The organism is Chryseobacterium sp. 'Rf worker isolate 10', from assembly GCF_050753305.1.
GTDB lineage: Bacteria > Bacteroidota > Bacteroidia > Flavobacteriales > Weeksellaceae > Chryseobacterium.
The window spans coordinates 1-19238 of the sequence record NZ_JBOZOF010000002.1 but is presented as its reverse complement, the minus strand read 5'-3'; the positions used below and the strand labels follow the sequence as shown (position 1 = coordinate 19238).

Sequence of the window (19238 nt, the reverse complement as noted above, 5' to 3'; positions counted from 1 at the left end):
GTTAAAATTATAATCCGATCTCCACCCCAAAGATGAATGAGCGTGCCTGAGGATATCTTCCGGTGTCTACTCCGTAAGAATTCATTCCTACTTCAGGATCAAATCCTGTATATTTCGTAATCGTAAACAGATTGTTGGAAGTCATATAGATTCTCACTTTGTTTACATCCAACTTTCTGTACAATTCTTTCGGTAATGAATAACCGATGGTAAGGTTCTTCAGTCTTAAATAAGATCCGTCTTCCACATAGAAATCTGACACTTTGGAATAATTACCACTTGGATCGCCATGTACCAGTCTTGGAATATCAGTATTGGTATTTTGAGGAGTCCATGCATTCAGGATATCTCTGTCCATATTATAGTTCTGCCCTGTTCCGCCCGGGTTCAAAGAAATAAACTTCATCCCGTTGAATATTTTGTTTCCGTATACTCCCTGGAAGAATAAATTCAGATCAAAATTTTTCCAGGTCATGTTGTAAGAGAATCCATAAGAGAACTTAGGGTACGGACTTCCAAGATTAACGAAGTCATTATTATTAAGCACTCCTGTATTTCCTTCTTTTTTCAGGAATTTGATATCTCCCGGCTTAGCATTCGGCTGGATAAGATTTCCGTTGGCATCCTTATAATTATTGATTTCTTCCTGAGTCTGGAAAATTCCGCCAGTCTTATAGCCATAGAAAGAGTATAAAGGATCACCCACCTTCACTCGTGTTGGTTTCAATACTCCTCTTACTCCATTATCATTGATAAAGATCTCATCTACATTGGCAAGCTGCTTCACCGTATTTTTTAGTTGACTCATTGTAGCTCCTACTGAGAAAGTAAAATCACCTGAAACGACTTTGTTGTAATTGATTCCTAATTCAAATCCTTTATCTTGAAATAATCCGGCATTTACATACTGATTATTATACGTTGCCGTACTTGGTAAGCTTACATTGAAAATCTGGTCTTTGGAATTCTTTACAAAGTAATCGAACTGTAAGGAAAGGCTATTGTGAAGAAATGAAGCATCCACCCCGAAGTTGGTCTGCTCAGATTTTCCCCATTTCAGATCCGGATTCGGACGTGTGGTTGCATAATACGCAATATTCTGTGAAGGATCCTGACCGAAAATAACATTATTGTCTCTGGTCATTAGTGGATTTACAGCTTGTGGTGAAATTCCTCCAAGGTTACCCAGAATACCATAACTTCCTCTTAATTTTAAGCTTGACAACCATGAAATATCCTGCATGAAATTTTCTTTCGAAACTACCCAAGCACCGGAAACTGCATAGTAATTGGCAAATCTGTTCTGTTTTGCTACGAGTGAAGAACCATCACGTCTTCCCAATAAGCTAACGATATATTTCCCGGCATAATCATAGTTTACTCTTGCCAGATAAGAAACCAAAGATTGTTTGAATCTGTAACTGGAAACATCTTTATTGGTATCAGCAGCATTCTGAAGATGTTGGAAAACCTCAGCTTCACTTCTGAAGTCATACGATTTTGCTACAAACCCATCGTCAATTGTTTTCTGGAAAGTAAACCCTCCAAGGAAATCAAAATTATGCTGTCCTGCTGAAATTTTATAAGTCAGCAACTGCTCAGCAAGTGCTGTAGAAGAATTATTAGATTGATATTCCAAATTATTGGTATCAAAAATTTTCCCTACTTCCAAAACTCTGTAGGTAAAGTTCTTCACATCCCCGAGTTTAAAAGTCTGCGAGAAGTTGGAACGGAATTTTAAATCTTTTGCCAGCGTAATTTCAGCATAAGGATTGATTAAAATTTCGTGGGTAGGATTTCTGATACTGATTCTTTTAAGATAAGCAACCGGGTTGATCATATCTCCATAACCTCCTGCCACATCAATCGGCAGTCCTGAAAATGCACCGTTAGGAGTATATACCGGAACATTGGGCGGATAATACATGGCTGCTACCAAAGCTCCTGTATATCCACTCTTGGTATCGGCTGTGTTTCCATCAGAGTAATTATAATACATATTTTCTCCGATCGTCAGCCAATCTTTTACTTTATGTTCAGAATTGACTCTGAAATTGTACCGTTTTGCCTGAGTATTCAGTAAGATTCCTTCCAAACTTCTATGGTTCATTCCCACAAAATATCTGGATTTCTCACTTCCTCCGCTTAGGTTAATATTATATTCCTGAATAGTTCCGGTTCTGAAGATTTCTTTCATCCAGTCTGTTCTGGTGATTCTACCATCCGGATATTGAGTAGGATTAAAAGCTATAGGTAAGCTTCCCAGTTTTCCGGCATTTTCATAGGCCTTATACATCACATCCTGAAATTCGGCTGCATTCAGAGATTCTTTCAGCCTCCAAGCCTCATTTAAACCATACTTAACATCAAAATCTACAGTAAGATTTCCTTTTTTCCCTTTTTTAGTGGTAATAAGAATAACTCCTCCGGAAGATCTTGCTCCATAAATAGCAGCAGAAGCGTCTTTAAGCACAGAGATATCCTGAATATCGTTGGGATTAATAGAAGGCGTTCCATTGAAAACCACCCCATCTACTACATAAAGGGGAGTTTCTCCGTTAATTCCTCCCAGACCACGAATATTTACCTTAGGTGCTCCGTTGGGATCTCCACCTTCGTTCACTACAGTTACTCCGGGAGCTTTACCCTGAAGCACTTCTCCTACACCAGACAAAGATCTGGAAGTAAGCTTATCCAGTGAAGCCTCCGAAACAGCCCCGGAAACTTTACTTTTTTTCTGTGTTCCGTATCCTACAACAACAATCTCGTCGATGGATTTTTCTTTTAAGCTGTCTTTTTTCTGAGCGAGGAACATCGGTGAAGCTGATATTGCACCAATAAGTAATACCCTTCCCGTTAAATACGTTACGGAGACAGGGATTTTAAATACATTCATGATATCCTTTTTGATTAGGTGCAAAATTAGATCAGTCTGCTCCCATGCCTCATTAAGGTTTTCTTATGTTTTTATTAAGAAATTTTAGCTTTTTTAAGACACCGCTTACCACACAATATAATTAAACATCTGTTTTTCAGGAACATAAACAATTAAAAGTAATCATTCCCCTGATACTGCATGCAGAATTGAGATTAACTTTGTTTTAAGTTTATCATCAACTGGGGACAAAAGATTATAAATCATTAAAAATTATTTCAGGAATAATAAATAACTGAGTTCATTTTTCTTTTTTTACATTTGCTGAAAATAGATTTTACTTTTGAATACAGACCTTTAAAAACATTTGGATTTGCATCAGAAGAAAAATAAAAACATTAAAAATCATACGAATTCAATGACCATTATTATTACAGGAACCTCATCAGGAATTGGGTTTGCATTGGCCGAATATTTTGGTAAAAAAGGACATAAAGTATACGGATTAAGCAGAAAGCATACAGAAAGCCAGTACTTCAAATCTATACCCACTGATGTAACCGATAACACCGCTGTTCAGAATGCTGTAGCTGAGGTTTTAAAAACGGAAACTAAAATTGATGTGTTGATCAATAATGCCGGAATGGGAATGGTAGGCGCTGTAGAAGATTCTACCAAAGAAGATATTCTGAAACTTTTCAGCCTGAATCTTGCCGGACCTGTACAAATGATGAGTGCTGTGCTTCCGAATATGCGTGAACATAAATTCGGAAAAATCATTAATGTTTCCAGTATCGGAAGTGAAATGGGGCTGCCTTTCCGCGGATTTTACTCCGCATCAAAATCGGCATTGGATAAAGTAACGGAAGCGATGAGGTATGAAGTATACCCATGGAATATTGACGTATGCTCTCTGCATTTGGGAGATATCAAAACCAATATTGCAGACAACAGAATGATAGCACAGGTTTCCCAGCCTTATAAAAATGTTTTTAACAAAGTATATGCGCTGATGAATTCTCATGTGAATGACGGAACTGAGCCATTGGAAGTAGCAGAATACATTGAAAAACTTTTAGCAAAAAATAAATGGAAAGCTCATTATTATTTTGGTAAATTCGGGCAGAAAATTGGAGTTCCTTTGAAATGGATTCTTCCACAGGGAACTTATGAAAATTTGATGAAGAAGTATAATAAACTGGATAAAAATTAGTTGATTGATAAGGCGCATTGTCATTCTGAACGGAATGAAATGCAGTGAAGAATCTTTTGTATTTTTATAGAGATTCCTCTTCATATTCAGAAGAATAAATTGAAATTACTTTTAAAAATATTTTTTGTACTGTTCTGCGTTTTTACCCAAGCGCAGAAGAAGCAGTATTGGCTGATTGATTCGGAAACCAAAATCAGGAAAAAGGTAAAAGATTCCACTTCTGCCGTAAAGTTTTTGGACTCATTGGCCCAGAATAATTATTTCTTTACCAAACTGAAAGATGTAAAAATAAAAGGGGACAGCACTGAAATTTTCTATGATAAAGGGAAAAATTTCAATGAAACCTATGTTAACCTTACGGATTCTCTGGTTCAGAAACTGAAGATTCAGAAAGATTTTTTCACTAAAAATTTAGATTCCACCAAGAAAAGTATCAACAAGACTTATATTGATGAAGGTTATTCTTTCAGCAGAATCAAATCAAAATATAAAGGACAGAAAAACGGTTATCCTATTGTAGAACTGGACATCAACAAGAATGATAAAAGAACGATCGACGGCTTCGTAGTCAAAGGATACGAAAAAGTTCCAAGGAGATTCATCAAAAACCTTGAAAAGGAATTTAAAGGCAAAAACTATGATGATAAAAACCTTTTAGCCATCAATAAAACCTTTCAAAGTCATCCTTTTCTGACCCTCGAACGGCAGCCACAATCTTTATTCACAAAAGACTCCACGAGTATCTACCTATTTCTGGAAAAGAAAAAGACGAATACTTTTGACGGGGTAATCGGTTTCGGAAATGATAAAACCTCCAAGTTTACATTAAACGGAACGATGAATGTCAATTTCAGGAATATGTTCAATGGTTTTGAAACCGTCAATTTATACTGGCAGAGAAACCCCGATAAGGGACAGACTTTTGATCTTCGTGTGGATATTCCGTACCTGTTCAAATCGAACGTCGGGATGGATACCAAAGTTAATATCTACCGACAGGATTCTACGTTTGCCAATGTAAAATTCCTGCCTGCTTTTTATTACCATATCAACAACCGAAACAAAATAGGTATCAGAGGAACTTTGGAAACGTCAACAATTATAGATGAGCTCTACACCCAGGGAAAGGACTATAACAAGAAAGGAATCGGGGTATGGTTTGAAATGGTAGAACCTACAGATATTGATCTTTTCCTTTATAAAACAAGGATCAATGCCGGATATGACTTTTTAACAACCACTTATTCCAAAGATAATATCAAAGCTAATCAAAATCAGTTCTATTTCTTCGCAGAACACAATTACCATATTTCAGGAAACCACTTTTTGAATATTAAAGGAGAAGGGGCTATGATGGATTCTAAAATAGCATTCTCTACCAATGAGTTATACCGTTTCGGAGGTTGGAACTCCATGCGGGGATTCAATGAAAACTCGCTTCTCGCTGACTTTTATTATTATGGAAGCTTAGAATACCGTTATCTGATCGGTAATCAGGCATTTTTCGATTTCTTCGGACAATACGGACAGCTCAATAATAAATCTTTGCAGGTGAAGCCTAAGCTTTATAGTGTCGGGCTCGGTTTCAATTTCTTCATTCCTATCGGCCTGATGAGTTTCCAGCTGTCTAATGGTAACGAATTTGGAAATCCATTTAAGTTTAATGATATCAAAATCCACTGGGGAATTCTGAGTAGGTTTTAAAAAGAAAAGAAGAGGGAAGCTGGAAGACCGAAGTTATTGACACCCCAGTTTTACTATCCTAGTATTTTTATAGATAAGGATTTATTGATAGTACGATGCCACCTCCAACCTCCCTCTCCCAGCTTCCTACCTTATATTAATATCTATATAATAAAGCAAAAGTCCCTATACAAAGGATATTTTCCATTTTACCTTTCTATTAATTCTTCTTGTTAAAAAATATTAAAATCGTATTTTTATTTTAATACTTCATTAAAATACTGGTAACAGTGCTCCGCTAAATTTGCCTTCAAAAAAATGAAGAAGACTCTAGCCACTTTTACCGTTTTTTTACTTCCCCTTTATTTTTCTGCTCAGGAAATCAACATTACAGGAAATGTAAAATCTGAAAACGGTTCTAGTGTTTCCGGTGTGAACATCACCGACAAAAACACAGGAAAGACTGCTACTACAGACCAAAATGGTAATTTCACCATTTCTGCAAACCCCAAAGACATTCTTGAGTTTTTTGCTCCTGATTTTTCTGTTTATACCGTTGAGGTCTCTTCAAAAAAACAGTATTCCGTTGTTTTAAAAAAACCAAACGAAAAGCAGATTGAAGGCGTTGTTATCACCGCATTAGGTATTGCCAAGAAGAAAGAAAAAATTGGATATTCTACTCAGGAAGTGGGAACAAAACAGTTTGAAACCATCACCACTCCAAGTATTGGGAATTTATTCTCCGGACAGGTAGCAGGTCTGAATGTTTCCAATCCAACGGGAATGCAGCAGGCTCCACAGTTTACACTGAGAGGAAACTCCAATCTGGTTTTTGTCATTGATGGTGTGATTGTGGAAAGAGAGGTTTTCCAGAATTTAGATCCTAACAATATTGAAAATATCAACGTATTGAAAGGGGCTACCGCTTCCGCTTTATATGGTTCGAGAGGGCGCTATGGAGCTGTTTTAATCACAACAAAAAATGCTAAGAAAAAAGGATTTTCTGTAGAATTTTCTCAGAATACCATGATCACCGGAGGGTTTACCAATCTTCCGAAAACCCAGACTGAATACGGAAACGGTTCACATGGAAAATATGAATTCTGGGACGGAGCCGATGGCGGAGTGAATGACGGAGATATGATCTGGGGACCCAAATTTGTTCCCGGTTTGCAGATTGCCCAATGGAACAGCCCTATCAGAGATAAGGTAACCGGACAGGTAGTTCCGTGGTATGGAGCTGTGACAGGAACTCAGTATGATGATAAAGCAAGGTACGAAAGAGTTCCGATCGACTGGAAATATCATGATAACTTAAGTACTTTCTTAAAGCCCGCTGTTATTAACAACAATAATTTTGCGATCAGCTACAGAGATAATAAAGATATATACAGATTCTCCGGAAACTTCATGAATTATGATGACAGGGTTCCAAATTCCTATCTTCAGAAATATGGAATCAACTTCTCTTCTGAAAATCATCTTGGAGATAAATTAATCTTTGATACAAAATTTAATTTCAACCAGGCTTTTACGCCCAATATTCCCAACTACGATTATAACCCAAGCGGGCATATGTACACAATCCTAATCTGGATGGGAGGCGATGTAGATGGAAAAGCCCTTAAAAATCATATGTGGATTCCTGGAAGAGAAGGAAGAGCACAAGCCAACTGGAACTATGCATGGTACAATAATCCATGGTTCGGAGCTGAATATTATAAGAATCAGAACAGAACGAATATCATCAATGCACAAACAGGTTTAGAGTATAAAGCTACACAGGATCTTTCGGTAAAAGGGAAAATATCCCTTGTAGAAAACCACAGCAAAACAGAAGTACTGAGTCCTTATTCTTACTTCAATTATAGTGCACCAAGAAGTGGAGGTTATATTTTAAAAGATAACAAAACGTGGAACCTTAACTACGATGTCCTTGCCACTTACAAGAAAAAAATATCTGAAAATTTTGATTTCACCATCAATGCCGGAGGTTCAGCTTTCTATTATAAAAACAATAATAATGAAAGATCTACAGACGGATTGAAAATTCCTGAAGTATACACCTTTGAAAACTCGATCGGAGCGCTGAAAAATTATTCCTATCTGAAGGAAAAGCTGATTTACAGTGCTTATTCTACGATTGATATCGGGTTGTACAATGCTTTCTTCATCAATATTTCAGGACGTAACGACTGGTCTTCCACACTACCTAAGGCGAATAGATCTTACTTCTACCCTTCTGCATCCATCAGTGCCGTTATTTCAAATCTGGTAAAATTACCGGAGTCTATCAATATGCTGAAATTGTCTGCTTCATGGGCAAAAGTAGCCTATGACTTCCAGCCTTATTCCATCAGAAATTATTATCTGAATAATCAGGGAATCACATTCAACGGAAATCCTACCTATTATTATCCAACGACTCTGAATGTAGAAAACTCTTTAAAACCGGAGCAGACAAAATCTTATGAATTAGGATTAAGTGCAGGTTTTCTGAATAACAGAATCACCTTGGATGCCACTTATTTCAGAACATTAGATTATAATAATATCCTTCAGTTCCCGGCTGCAGAATCATCAGGCTTCACTTCACAATATGTAAACGGAAATGAATATACCACCAAAGGATTTGAGGTTTCCCTTGGTTTAGTTCCGGTAAAAACCGCTGATTTCAGTTGGAAAACTTTAATCAACTGGAGTACTTATGAACAAAAGCTGACTTCCATTTATGATAATATGCCAAACTACAAAAACATTAAGTTAGGCGAAAGAATGGACAGTTATTATGATTATACATGGCAAAAATCTCCGGACGGAAAAGTTATTCTGGATGCCAACACAGGAATGCCGACAAGAGCCAATGCACCAAGCAATCTGGGACATTTCAATCCGGACTGGACTTTCGGTTTCAACAACACTTTCAAATACAAGAAATTTACTTTAAATATCGGAATTGACGGAAGCATCGGTGGGGTAATGAGATCGCAGGTAGTGGAAAAAATGTGGTGGGGAGGAAAACATCCTAATTCTGTAGCTTACAGGGATCTTGAGTATGCAAACCCGGGAACATACTATTTTGTACCGGATGGGGTTAATTACAATCCGACAACAGGTCAGTATACTCCACACACAAAAGCAATCAGCTTCCAGGATTGGGCACAGAATTATCCATACCAGGCAAGGGTAACACAGGATGAAAGTGAAGAGTTTGCCAACGTTTTCGACAGAACTTTCGTGAAACTTAGATCTGTAGTTCTGGAATACGATTTCTCTTCATTATTGAATCCGAAAGGAATGGTAAAAGGTTTCACTGCCAATATTTCTGCTTATAACCTGGCGATGTGGAAGAAATCAAAGAATCTTTATTCTGACCCTGATTTCCAGGCAAAAACAGAGAATGATATTCAGGATCCTTCGAGCAGATGGTTCGGAATCGGTTTTAATCTTAAGTTTTAACTAAAAAGTACGTCAAGACAATGAAAAATAATATAAACAAAGTGAAAGGGCAAAGAGGCAAAACAACGAAAGGATTAATGAAGAGTATGTTTGCTGCCGGACTTCTGACATTGGCTTCATGCGAATCCAACCTTGATAAAATCAATGAAAATCCTAATGATCAGGCAAGCATTGATCCTAAATTTCTTCTGACCTATGTGGAAAAATATACGTTTCAGGTAAACGGTGATAATATGTACGCTTCAAGAATGATGATTGGTACTGATGGTGAAAATTCATACCAGTATATGAAATGGAACGATGCCTCTTTTGAAGTCTATACAAAAGGACTTCTGAACACCGGAAAAATGATGCAGGAAGCGGAAAAAATCAACAATAAAAACTATGCTGCCATTGGTAAATTTCTGAGAGCCTATCATTTTTTCAATATAAGCCTAAAAGTGGGAAGCGCTCCTTATTCTGAGGCAGCAAAAGGAGAATCCGGAATTACACAGCCTAAATATGATGCCCAGGAAGCCATCATGTCCGGAATTTTATCCGAATTAAAAGAAGCCAATGATCTTATTAATACCAATGATAAAATTGAAGGCGACATTGTGTACAACGGAGATGCTATGAAATGGAAAAAACTGATTAATTCTTTCCGTTTAAAGATTTTAATCACGCTTTCCAAAAAAACAACTGTAGGAAATTATAATATCGCTACAGAATTTGCTTCTATTGCAGGAAGCCAGTCTCTTATGACTTCTATTGCGGACAATGGTGAGCTAAAATTTGCTGATGCTGCGGACAGCAGATATACGATGTTTAACAACAGTGGATATGGTTCCAGCTTGTATATGGCAGATTATTTCATTAATCTATTCAAAGACAGGCATGACCCTCGTTTGTTCACCTTTGCAGCACAGACTACAGGAGCTAAGGAAGCGGGAAAAGCCATCACAGATTACACAGGATACAACGGAGGAAACCCGACCTCTCCTTATTCTGACAATGCAGCATTGATTACAGCAAAAAATATCTCTAAAGTAAACGATCGTTTTTATAAAGATCCCACCAATGAACCTGCTTCTGTATTAAGTTATTCGGAACTTGAGTTTATTCTGGCTGAAGCTACAGCAAGGGGCTGGATTTCCGGATCTGCAAAAACCCATTATGATAATGCCATCAAAGCCAGTTTCAGTTTTTATCAAACGTATGTAAAAAATCCGGGACAATATTTCTCAGGCTTTGATGTGAACCAATATCTGTCAACTCCTTTGGTAGTTTACAATAATGCAGATCCCCTTCAGACACAGCTTGAGAAAATCATGACTCAAAAGTACATGACGATGTTTCACCAGGCACAATGGACCTCTTATTATGATTATCTGAGAACAGGATATCCAAACTATCCTCTAAAAGCAGGAGTCGCAGCACCTTTCAGGTTCAGATATCCGCAATCGGAATACAGCTATAACAGCAACAATTTAAAAGCTGCTTTGGCTGCTCAGTATGGAGGAAATGACAATATCAACTCCAAACCTTGGTGGTTACAATAGAAATCTGATTATTTTTATATAAAACAAAGAAATCGCAGGAAAATCCTATTAACTTGCGGTTTCTTTCTTATTACGATTGAATATGAACAGAAGAGAATTTTTAGAAAAATCAAGTCTATTACTAGCTGGATTAGGAACTTCAAGTGTTCTTCATCCATCCATTTTAAAAGCTTTAGCCATTGATCCGGCTGCACAGTCTACATTTTATGATGCAGAACATGTGGTAATCCTGATGCAGGAGAATCGTTCATTTGACCACGCTTTTGGTGCTCTTAAAGGAGTAAGAGGTTTTTTGGATAAAAGAGCCTTTGTAAAACAGGATGGCCATTCTGTTTTCTTTCAAAAGAATGATGAGGGAAAATATGCATCTCCTGCCCGTCTGGATCTGAGAAATACCAAATCAACATGGATGAGCTCACTGCCGCATTCATGGGCTGATCAACAGAAAGCACTGAACAAAGGGAAATTTGACCAATGGCTTCAGGCGAAAGCTTCAGGAAATAAAGATTACAAAAATATTCCGCTTACACTTGGTTATTATAATCGTGAAGACCTACCGTTCTATTATCAGCTGGCAGACGCTTTTACCATATTTGATCAGTATTTCTGCTCTTCACTTACCGGAACTACTCCGAACAGACTGTTTCTTTGGTCTGGAACATTAAGAGAACAGCAAAACGGAAAAGTAAAAGCCAATGTCGTGAATGAAAATATTGATTATGACAAAGCAAGACAGGCAAAATGGAAAAGTTTCCCGGAAATTTTAGAACAGCAGAATGTTTCGTGGAAAATTTATCAGAATGAAATCAGTCTTCCAAAAGGAATGTCCGGAGAACAGGAAGCCTGGCTAAGTAATTTCACCGATAACCCGATTGAATGGTTTTCAAAATTCAACGTTAAGTTTTCAAAAGGATATTATCAGAATATTCCCAATATCATTGCTTACCTGAAACAGGAAATTGAAAAGAACCCTAATCAGAAAGAAAGGCTGGAAGCTATGCTGGCTGAAGTTCAGGAAGACCAGATAAAGTATCATCCGGATAATTATTCCAAACTTTCAAAAGAAGAAAAAAACCTTCATGAAAAAGCTTTTACTACCAATTCCGATGATCCTGATTATTGGAAACTGGAAATCGGAAAAGATGAAAACGGAGAAAGACTGGTTGTTCCGGAAGGTGATGTATTGTTCCAGTTCCGTAAAGATGTAGAAGAGAAAAAATTGCCGCTGGTTTCCTGGCTCGTAGCTCCCGAACATTTTTCTGATCATCCGGGATCACCTTGGTATGGAGCATGGTATATTTCTGAGGTCTTAAATATTCTTACCAAAGATCCTGAAACATGGAAAAAGACAATCTTCATCATCAATTACGATGAAAACGACGGATATTTCGATCATGTACTTCCTTTCGCCCCACCGGTGAATCCAAGCCAACCTGTAGATATGAACGGAAAAGAAGGGGTAGAATATGTGGATAAATCTCAGGAATACATGAGCAATCCTTCTTTAAAAAGTTATGAAAAAGTAGAAGGAACTGTTGGATTAGGCTATAGAGTACCAATGATCATTGCTTCACCATGGACAAAAGGAGGTTTTGTAAATTCCGAAGTATCGGATCATACTTCTGTGCTGCAGTTTCTGGAGAAATTCATTATGAAGAAATTCAAAAAGAATGTGCATGTAGATAATATCAGCGACTGGAGAAGAGCGGTATGCGGAGATCTTACGTCTGCCTTTAATTCTTCCAGTGTAAAAGCTCCACAGATGGATTATCTGGATCAGAAAGATTATGCTAAAACTATTAATGCAGCTAAAAATAAACCTGTTCCCAATCTGAAATGGTATTCTGAAAATGAAATTCAGGAAAATTTACTTGAAATTCAGGAAAGAGGTTTGAAACCATCCAATCCGCTTCCCTATAATTTCCATGTCAATTTGGAAGGTGAACAGATCAAAATGACCAATTTAAAAGAAAATGGGGTTCCGCTTTTAGTGTATGACAGAACTCAATTTGACAGTAATAATTATCATTTCTCCTATGCTTTATATTCAAAGCAGGAACTATCCCATGCTGTACATTCCGGAGCTTATGATTATGAAATTTTCGGTCCCAACGGCTTTTTCAGGAAATTTAAAGGCCAGAATATACCGGAATTGGAGGTGATTTTGGTGAATTTGGCTTTAAAAAGTCAGATTGAGCTGACTGTCAGAAACCATAAAAAGAATACTGTTTCCCTACAGCTGGAAGATCTTTACGGAAAGATTAAAAAGACAATTGCAGTACAAAAGCCTGAAGAAAAAATCATCATTGATCTTGATAAAAATAAAGGTTGGTATGATTTGAAATTAACGCTTAATGATCATCTATGGCATTTTGCAGGAAGAATAGAGACCGGAAAAGTTTCTGTTTCTGATCCGCACTGGGCATAGAAAACGCTTATAATATTGATAAAATCCTGTACAAAAATGTGCAGGATTTTTTTGACTTATTCTGTTAAAGTATATTTTAAATATAATGTATTACATAGTTGAAATAATCATTAATATAAAAATTATGATATATTTTTTCCAAATTATATTGAATTTTGTTATATTCACTCAACTAATTATCAGCATCATGAAAAAATTAAATTTAACTATTGCAATGTCTTTATTTGCGTTTGCTCTGTCCGGGAATCTTAGCGCACAGGACACCAATACAGACAACCATACAGTCACAATTTCTATTCCCGAAGTTGCTTTGGTAGATATTGAACCAGCCGCTACGAAAAATATTACACTTGGGTTCACTGCTCCTACAGAAGCGGGAAATCCAGTTACACCAAGTGCTTCTAATACTACTTTGTGGCTTAATTATTCTTCCATCAAATCTGTTGCAGATCCAACACGTAATGTAAGTGTAAAAATGAACGCTATTATTCCAGGAGTTGATCTTCACGTAACGGCAGCTGCAGCTACCGGATCCGGCGCAGGAACATTGGGAACATCCGCAGGTCTATTGACTTTAAGTGCTGCTGACCAGACTATCATTTCAGGTATAGGAAGTGCTTATACGGGTAATGGTGCCAACAACGGGCACAACCTTACTTATGCACTTGCTGCAGGAAGTGGCCCTGGAGGGGTAGCAGCATACGCAGATTTACAGGCAACAGCCACTGTAGTAGCTACCGTTACTTATACGATATCAGACAATTAGGATTTAAATAATATTCTAATCTGTGTTTCAAAAACAAGAAGAAATTGTTATTCAGTTTCTTCCTGGTTTTGTATTATTAATGATTTAACACCCAACTTTACATGATGATAAAGCGTATTCTTCTTTTGATCACCCTGATTTTGCAGTTCAGCTTTTTACATGCCGGCATTGTGATTCTCAACGGGCTTACGCATTCTTACAAAATAGAAAACGGGAAGGTTTACAAAGGAAAGGTTTCCATTGAAAACACGAGCAATAATCCTCAGAGTGTAAAATTATTTTTACAGGATTTTGGTTATCATGCTGACGGAACCATCAATTACACTGCAGTACGTAACAATAAACGCACGAACGGAGAGTGGATAAAACTCAATACCAATCTGGTTTTTCTGAAAGGTAAAGAAAAAACAGAGGTATTTTATGAAATTACCGTTCCTAATCAGGTAGCAGATCCCGGAAGCTATTGGAGTGTCATCATTGTAGAGCCGGTAGAGGATATAAAACCTAGTGACAGTAAAACGGGGGTGAGCATCACTTCTGTGATACGATATGCCATTCAGGTAATTACAGATTTTGAAACAGAAAAGGCTAAACCAGACCTTAAGTTTGAAAGTGTAAAAGTAGAAAAACAGGAAGGAAAACAAACGGCAATGATTGCAATAGCCAACAACGGGAATCTATATTGTAAACCGACAGCAACTATTGAAATCTATAACCGCAAAACAGGTGAAAAAGTAGGATCTTACTCAAGTTTAACAATGGGACTGCTGCCTGATACCTCCAAAACATTTTACATTGACATCAGTAAAATACCTCAGGACAAATACAGAGCTACCATTATCGCTACGGATGAAGAAGAGAATGCATTTGCACTCAATGTGGAATTAGAAGTAAAAAATGATTAGAACTTGGACTTTATTTATTATTATATTATTATTCCCGGTACTTATTTTTTCACAACAGCAATCTAACCGATTGGCCAGTAAAAAAGATAGTTTAATGCCGGGAATGTCTACTTCTATTCCTTTTACATTAGAAAATAATTCGGCTGAAAGCAAAAGCTATAACATTTCAGTTACCACATCAAGTCCGTCTATTACACCTATTTTAGCAAAAGGAGAATTTCAGATTGCTCCTTATGAAACATCGGTTTATCTGGCTCCTTTGCGTATTGCAGCAGAAACAAGCCAGGGCAATTATTCTGTAACACTGAATATTACGGATCGTAATAATGGTATAACCTTTAAAAAAGTTTCAAAAATAACGGTTTCAGGAAACCGGAATCTTTCTGTAACAGCTCTGGATTCACAAGAGTTTATAAGAGCCGGAGAAACCATCCGTGCAACTTTTCTTTTAAAAAACAATGGTAATATAACAGAGCATCTTACTCTGGAAAGTAAAAATGCGATTCTTGATTCTCAGTCCTTATTAGTATTGGAACCAGGTGAGTCGAAAATAATTCCGATACATAAAGTTACCAATCCGGATCTCAGACAAAATGAATTCCAAAACATTAACCTTTCAGTATATTCGAATGGCAATCCTGAAGAAAACCAGAGTTTCTATGCAAGCACTCAGGTGATATCGGTAAAACCCTCCGAAGAAGATATCTATCACAGGCTTCCTGTTGCCGTTTCAATGTCTTTCATCGGAATGCAGAATATGGGTGTTTACCATGATGGTTTTCAGGGAGAAATTTATGGTAAAGGGACCCTTGATAAAGACCATAAAAACCAGATCGAATTTCGGGCTGTCACCCACAATCCTGTAGAATTAAATACATTTACCCAATATGAAGAATATTTTCTGAATTACAAACGGGATAAGCTTTTCATTCATCTTGGTGATAAAACTTACTCTTCATCTTACTTAACAGAGTTTGCAAGATATGGCCGGGGAGCAGAAATCCGGTATGATTTCAATAAAGTAAGTGTGGGTGGTTTTTATAATCATCCAAGGTTTTTCCGGGATATTAAAGATGAATTTAATTTTTATTCCACATTCAAAATACGGAAACAATCAGAACTTTCTGTTGGATATCTTTATAAAACTCCAAGAAAGGAAGAAATCAGATATGGTGATGCAAGGCTTGATTCTGACGCACATCTTCCGTATGCTAAGGGGAAATTTAAGATCTCAAGAAACATTAATGTATCCGGAGAATTTGCTTACAGCACAACAAAAAAAACTGATGGAACAGCTTATATGCTCCAGGCTGATGCTATTTTTGAAAAGTTTAATGCAAGTTTAATGTATGTGAAAGCAAGCCCAGATTTTGCAGGATATTTTACCAATACGAATACTTTTAACGGAAATATTTATTACAATATCTCCAAAAAACTAAGTGTTTTTGCCAATTACATGCAGGATGCCAAAAACTTCCAGCGTGATACTTTATTGCTGGCAGCGCCTTATAGAAAATACTTCCAGTACGGTGTACAGTACAAATATATGCCAAGCGGCTTTATTATACTTAATAATGGCTATCAAACCTATAAAGATCGTTTAGAACCCAAACAGTTTGATTATTATGAGCGGTTCTTTAAAATCAGTATTAATCAGCAGATCGGAGTATTTCAGGTAAACATTGACGGGCAGTTTGGTAAAACAGATAATTATCTGACGGGGTTTAGTGGTAATTCAAGTTTCTATTCTGCTAATCTTTCATTTCAAAAATTCAGAACCTCATTTAATCTATTTGGAAGTTATGCAGTCAGTTCAAGATATCAGCTCGAAAATCAGAAAAATTTTTATTACGGAGCAAGAATCTTCAGTCGATTTTCTGATAAGACCAGCCTAAGCCTTTTCTATCAGAATAATTATATGCCTGAGGAGTATTTTAAAGACAGAAATTTATTTGAACTTCTATTCCACCAGCAGTTATTTCCCGGAAATGACCTTGATCTTTCCGGCAGGTATTCATTACAAAGAGGAGCAATTGGAGATAAGGATTTTATATTTTCTATGCGATATACGTGGCGTTCTAATATTCCGGTACAGAAAACGGCGGAATATGTTACTTTAGCCGGGAATATCAGTAATCTGGGAATAAAAAATACGGAAGGAATAAGATTGATGCTTGGAAGCTATTTGTCAGCAACAGATAAGGAAGGCAATTATTTATTTAAGAACGTAATTCCCGGTAATTATTTCCTGGAAATAGACCGTTCAACAACGGAAATCAATGATATTCCCACACAGACTTTTCCAGCGGCACTTTCTCTTATTAATAAAGAAAATATTTTAAATTTCGGATTAACAACAGCATCCAATGTTAAAGGGCATATCCAATTTCTTGAAACTGGAGAAAAGGATCAGACGGATATTGAACAGCTGCAAACTATCAAGGGAAAGAAGAAAAGAGAAAGTATTATTATAGAAGCTACAAATAATGATCAGACCTATCGTAAGATCTGCTTCATAGGAGAAGATTTTGACTTCACTTATCTTCGTCCTGGTGACTGGATAGTGAAAGTTTACCGTAATGGACTTGATAAAAGGTATAAAATTTCAACAGATAAGTTTCAGTTTAGTTTAAAACCATCAGAAACAAAGAAATTAAGCATCAATGTTGTCAAACAGCAGATAGAAATCAAATACCAACAGGAATCCTTAAAAGTAGGATATAATGAAATAAAAAAGAAGAAATGATTTTGATCCGTTCCATATTATCAGCAGCAGCATTTATTGTATCCGGTTCTCTTTATTCTCAGACAGCCAGTACTACTGTTACGATGACGTTACCAGTAGTAACTCTTATGGATATTGAACCTGCAGGAAGTATTACGCTCAATTTCACAGCTCCTACTGAAGCAGGAAATGCTTTAACAGCTCCTGCTCCCAATACATCTAAGTGGATCAATTATACTTCTGCTATTGCTTCCGGAGGACTTACCAGAAGAATTACAGCTTCGGTTAATAAACTTATAGCAGGAGTAAATATAAGAGTTCAGGCTGCAGCGGCTTCTGGAGCAGGAGGAGGAACGCTGGGGACTTCATCTGGACAGGTTATTCTTACCACGACTCCTGCTACGATTATTAGTGGTATCGGAGGGGCATACACCGGGAATGGCGCTAATAATGGCCATGCACTTACGCTTTCACTGGCTACAAACACCTATGCTAATTTACAGGCGCAAGCCAATACTGCTATTGTCATTACCTATACCATCACAGAATAAAATTGAAAAATGAAAATCAACAGCTACTTTCAAAAAGAAGTGCTCTTCAAAAAATATCTATACATTATTGCTTTAATAATGGGAAGCATTCTTGATGGGCAAACAATAAATATTGCAGGAAGTAATTGGACTGTAAGTGTACCTACTATTACTGAAGCTGGAACTAACTATACAGGAACTTATGATAACCCCAGCCAGCTAACACTATCTGGTAATTTACCAGGATCTTTCCTGAACCTTCTTTCAAGTTCCGGTGCCAGAATCAGTATGCATTATGTCCCTACTACCTGGAACAGCAATCTGCATCTCTATGCAAAAAGAAGCGGAGGAAGTACCACTATTAATGGACTATGTGTTCTATGTACTGCTACAATTAACGGTGGAAACGCTGCTTTTATAGAAATACCGCAGGCATCGGCTGCAACATTATCAACAATAACATTTACTGGGGTATTAGGTCTTGGAAACAGTGTAAACTATTCGGGAATTAATGTGCAACTGGAGATAGGCGGCGTTTCTGTAACGATTCCTGCAACAACTTATAGTGCACAGATCGTATTTACCATAGGAGCAAACTAAAGCTTTCTTTAGATAAGCTTTACAATCACAATGTCATAAAATTTGAACCGTTTCTATACAGAAGCGGTTTTTTTCTTTTTTTTGGATTAAAATAAAGTGGATTATAACTTATTAGATATTAATTACCAGACCTAAGTCAGTTTTTGAGATGATAAGCGATTTATGGGCTTAAAATGACAGAATAAAGCTGTTAGTATTAGCAGTGTTATGTTGAGCTGAGTTGAAGCATTTTAATTAAGAAGAATCATTTTTCTGCTATTCTAATTTATGAAAGAGCTTTGTTTAGACTCCTTCGGAGTGACAATGATGTGGGATAGAGAATAGAGGATGGAGTCCGGAAGTAAGGAGGAGAGAAAAATAAAAGTTTGTTTGTTGTTAGCAAAGATTATTGATTAAATATTTCCTATCACCTAATCCCTGCTGCCTACCATATAGATATAGGTATAAAACAAAAAAAATCCTTTATCATCAGATAAAGGATTTTTTAAAAATAAAATAAAAACTGGCGGCGGC

At 36.9% G+C, this 19238-nt stretch carries 11 protein-coding genes; 10 read left to right on the top strand and 1 reads right to left on the bottom strand.

The window, feature by feature from the left end:
• Positions 1 to 7 precede the first annotated feature (7 nt).
• Positions 8 to 2896 carry a SusC/RagA family TonB-linked outer membrane protein gene (locus LKL37_RS10100; RefSeq protein ID WP_431610464.1) on the bottom strand — a complete coding sequence of 963 codons (2889 nt, stop codon included), beginning with the start codon at positions 2894 to 2896 and terminating at the stop codon, positions 8 to 10.
• 397 nt (positions 2897 to 3293) lie between these two features.
• Between LKL37_RS10100 and LKL37_RS10095 the strand changes: the two genes are divergently transcribed.
• The 10 genes from LKL37_RS10095 to LKL37_RS10050 all read left to right on the top strand — a co-directional run bounded on the left by LKL37_RS10095 (position 3294) and on the right by LKL37_RS10050 (position 18725).
• Complete coding sequence (locus tag LKL37_RS10095; RefSeq protein WP_431610463.1) at positions 3294 to 4088, top strand: SDR family oxidoreductase; 795 nt, start codon at positions 3294 to 3296, stop codon at positions 4086 to 4088.
• A 99-nt stretch (positions 4089 to 4187) separates the two neighbouring features.
• Positions 4188 to 5792: a hypothetical protein gene (locus LKL37_RS10090; protein WP_431610462.1), complete on the top strand. Its 1605-nt coding sequence runs from the start codon at positions 4188 to 4190 to the stop codon at positions 5790 to 5792.
• A gap of 297 nt (positions 5793 to 6089) precedes the next feature.
• Positions 6090 to 9230: a SusC/RagA family TonB-linked outer membrane protein gene (locus tag LKL37_RS10085; protein WP_431610461.1), complete on the top strand. Its 3141-nt coding sequence runs from the start codon at positions 6090 to 6092 to the stop codon at positions 9228 to 9230.
• A gap of 20 nt (positions 9231 to 9250) precedes the next feature.
• On the top strand, positions 9251 to 10771 hold the full coding sequence (locus tag LKL37_RS10080; protein ID WP_431610459.1) for a SusD/RagB family nutrient-binding outer membrane lipoprotein: 1521 nt from the start codon (positions 9251 to 9253) through the stop codon (positions 10769 to 10771).
• An 82-nt stretch (positions 10772 to 10853) separates the two neighbouring features.
• Complete coding sequence (locus tag LKL37_RS10075) at positions 10854 to 13199, top strand: phosphocholine-specific phospholipase C (protein WP_431610458.1); 2346 nt, start codon at positions 10854 to 10856, stop codon at positions 13197 to 13199.
• Positions 13200 to 13386: 187 nt separating this feature from the next.
• On the top strand, positions 13387 to 13965 hold the full coding sequence (locus LKL37_RS10070; RefSeq protein ID WP_431610456.1) for a hypothetical protein: 579 nt from the start codon (positions 13387 to 13389) through the stop codon (positions 13963 to 13965).
• Positions 13966 to 14066: 101 nt separating this feature from the next.
• Positions 14067 to 14870, top strand: coding sequence for a WxL protein host-binding domain-containing protein (locus tag LKL37_RS10065; protein WP_431610455.1), 804 nt, complete (start codon positions 14067 to 14069; stop codon positions 14868 to 14870).
• Positions 14863 to 17616, top strand: a complete 2754-nt coding sequence (locus LKL37_RS10060; protein WP_431610454.1) for a hypothetical protein — start codon at positions 14863 to 14865, stop codon at positions 17614 to 17616. Before LKL37_RS10065 ends, LKL37_RS10060 begins: the two co-directional genes overlap by 8 nt.
• Positions 17613 to 18146 (top strand): hypothetical protein, encoded by a 534-nt coding sequence (locus tag LKL37_RS10055; RefSeq protein WP_431610453.1) that lies wholly within the window; start codon positions 17613 to 17615, stop codon positions 18144 to 18146. The genes LKL37_RS10060 and LKL37_RS10055 overlap by 4 nt, the downstream gene beginning before the upstream one ends.
• Before the next feature lie 9 nt (positions 18147 to 18155).
• On the top strand, positions 18156 to 18725 hold the full coding sequence (locus LKL37_RS10050; protein WP_431610452.1) for a hypothetical protein: 570 nt from the start codon (positions 18156 to 18158) through the stop codon (positions 18723 to 18725).
• The last annotated feature ends 513 nt before the right edge of the window (positions 18726 to 19238 follow it).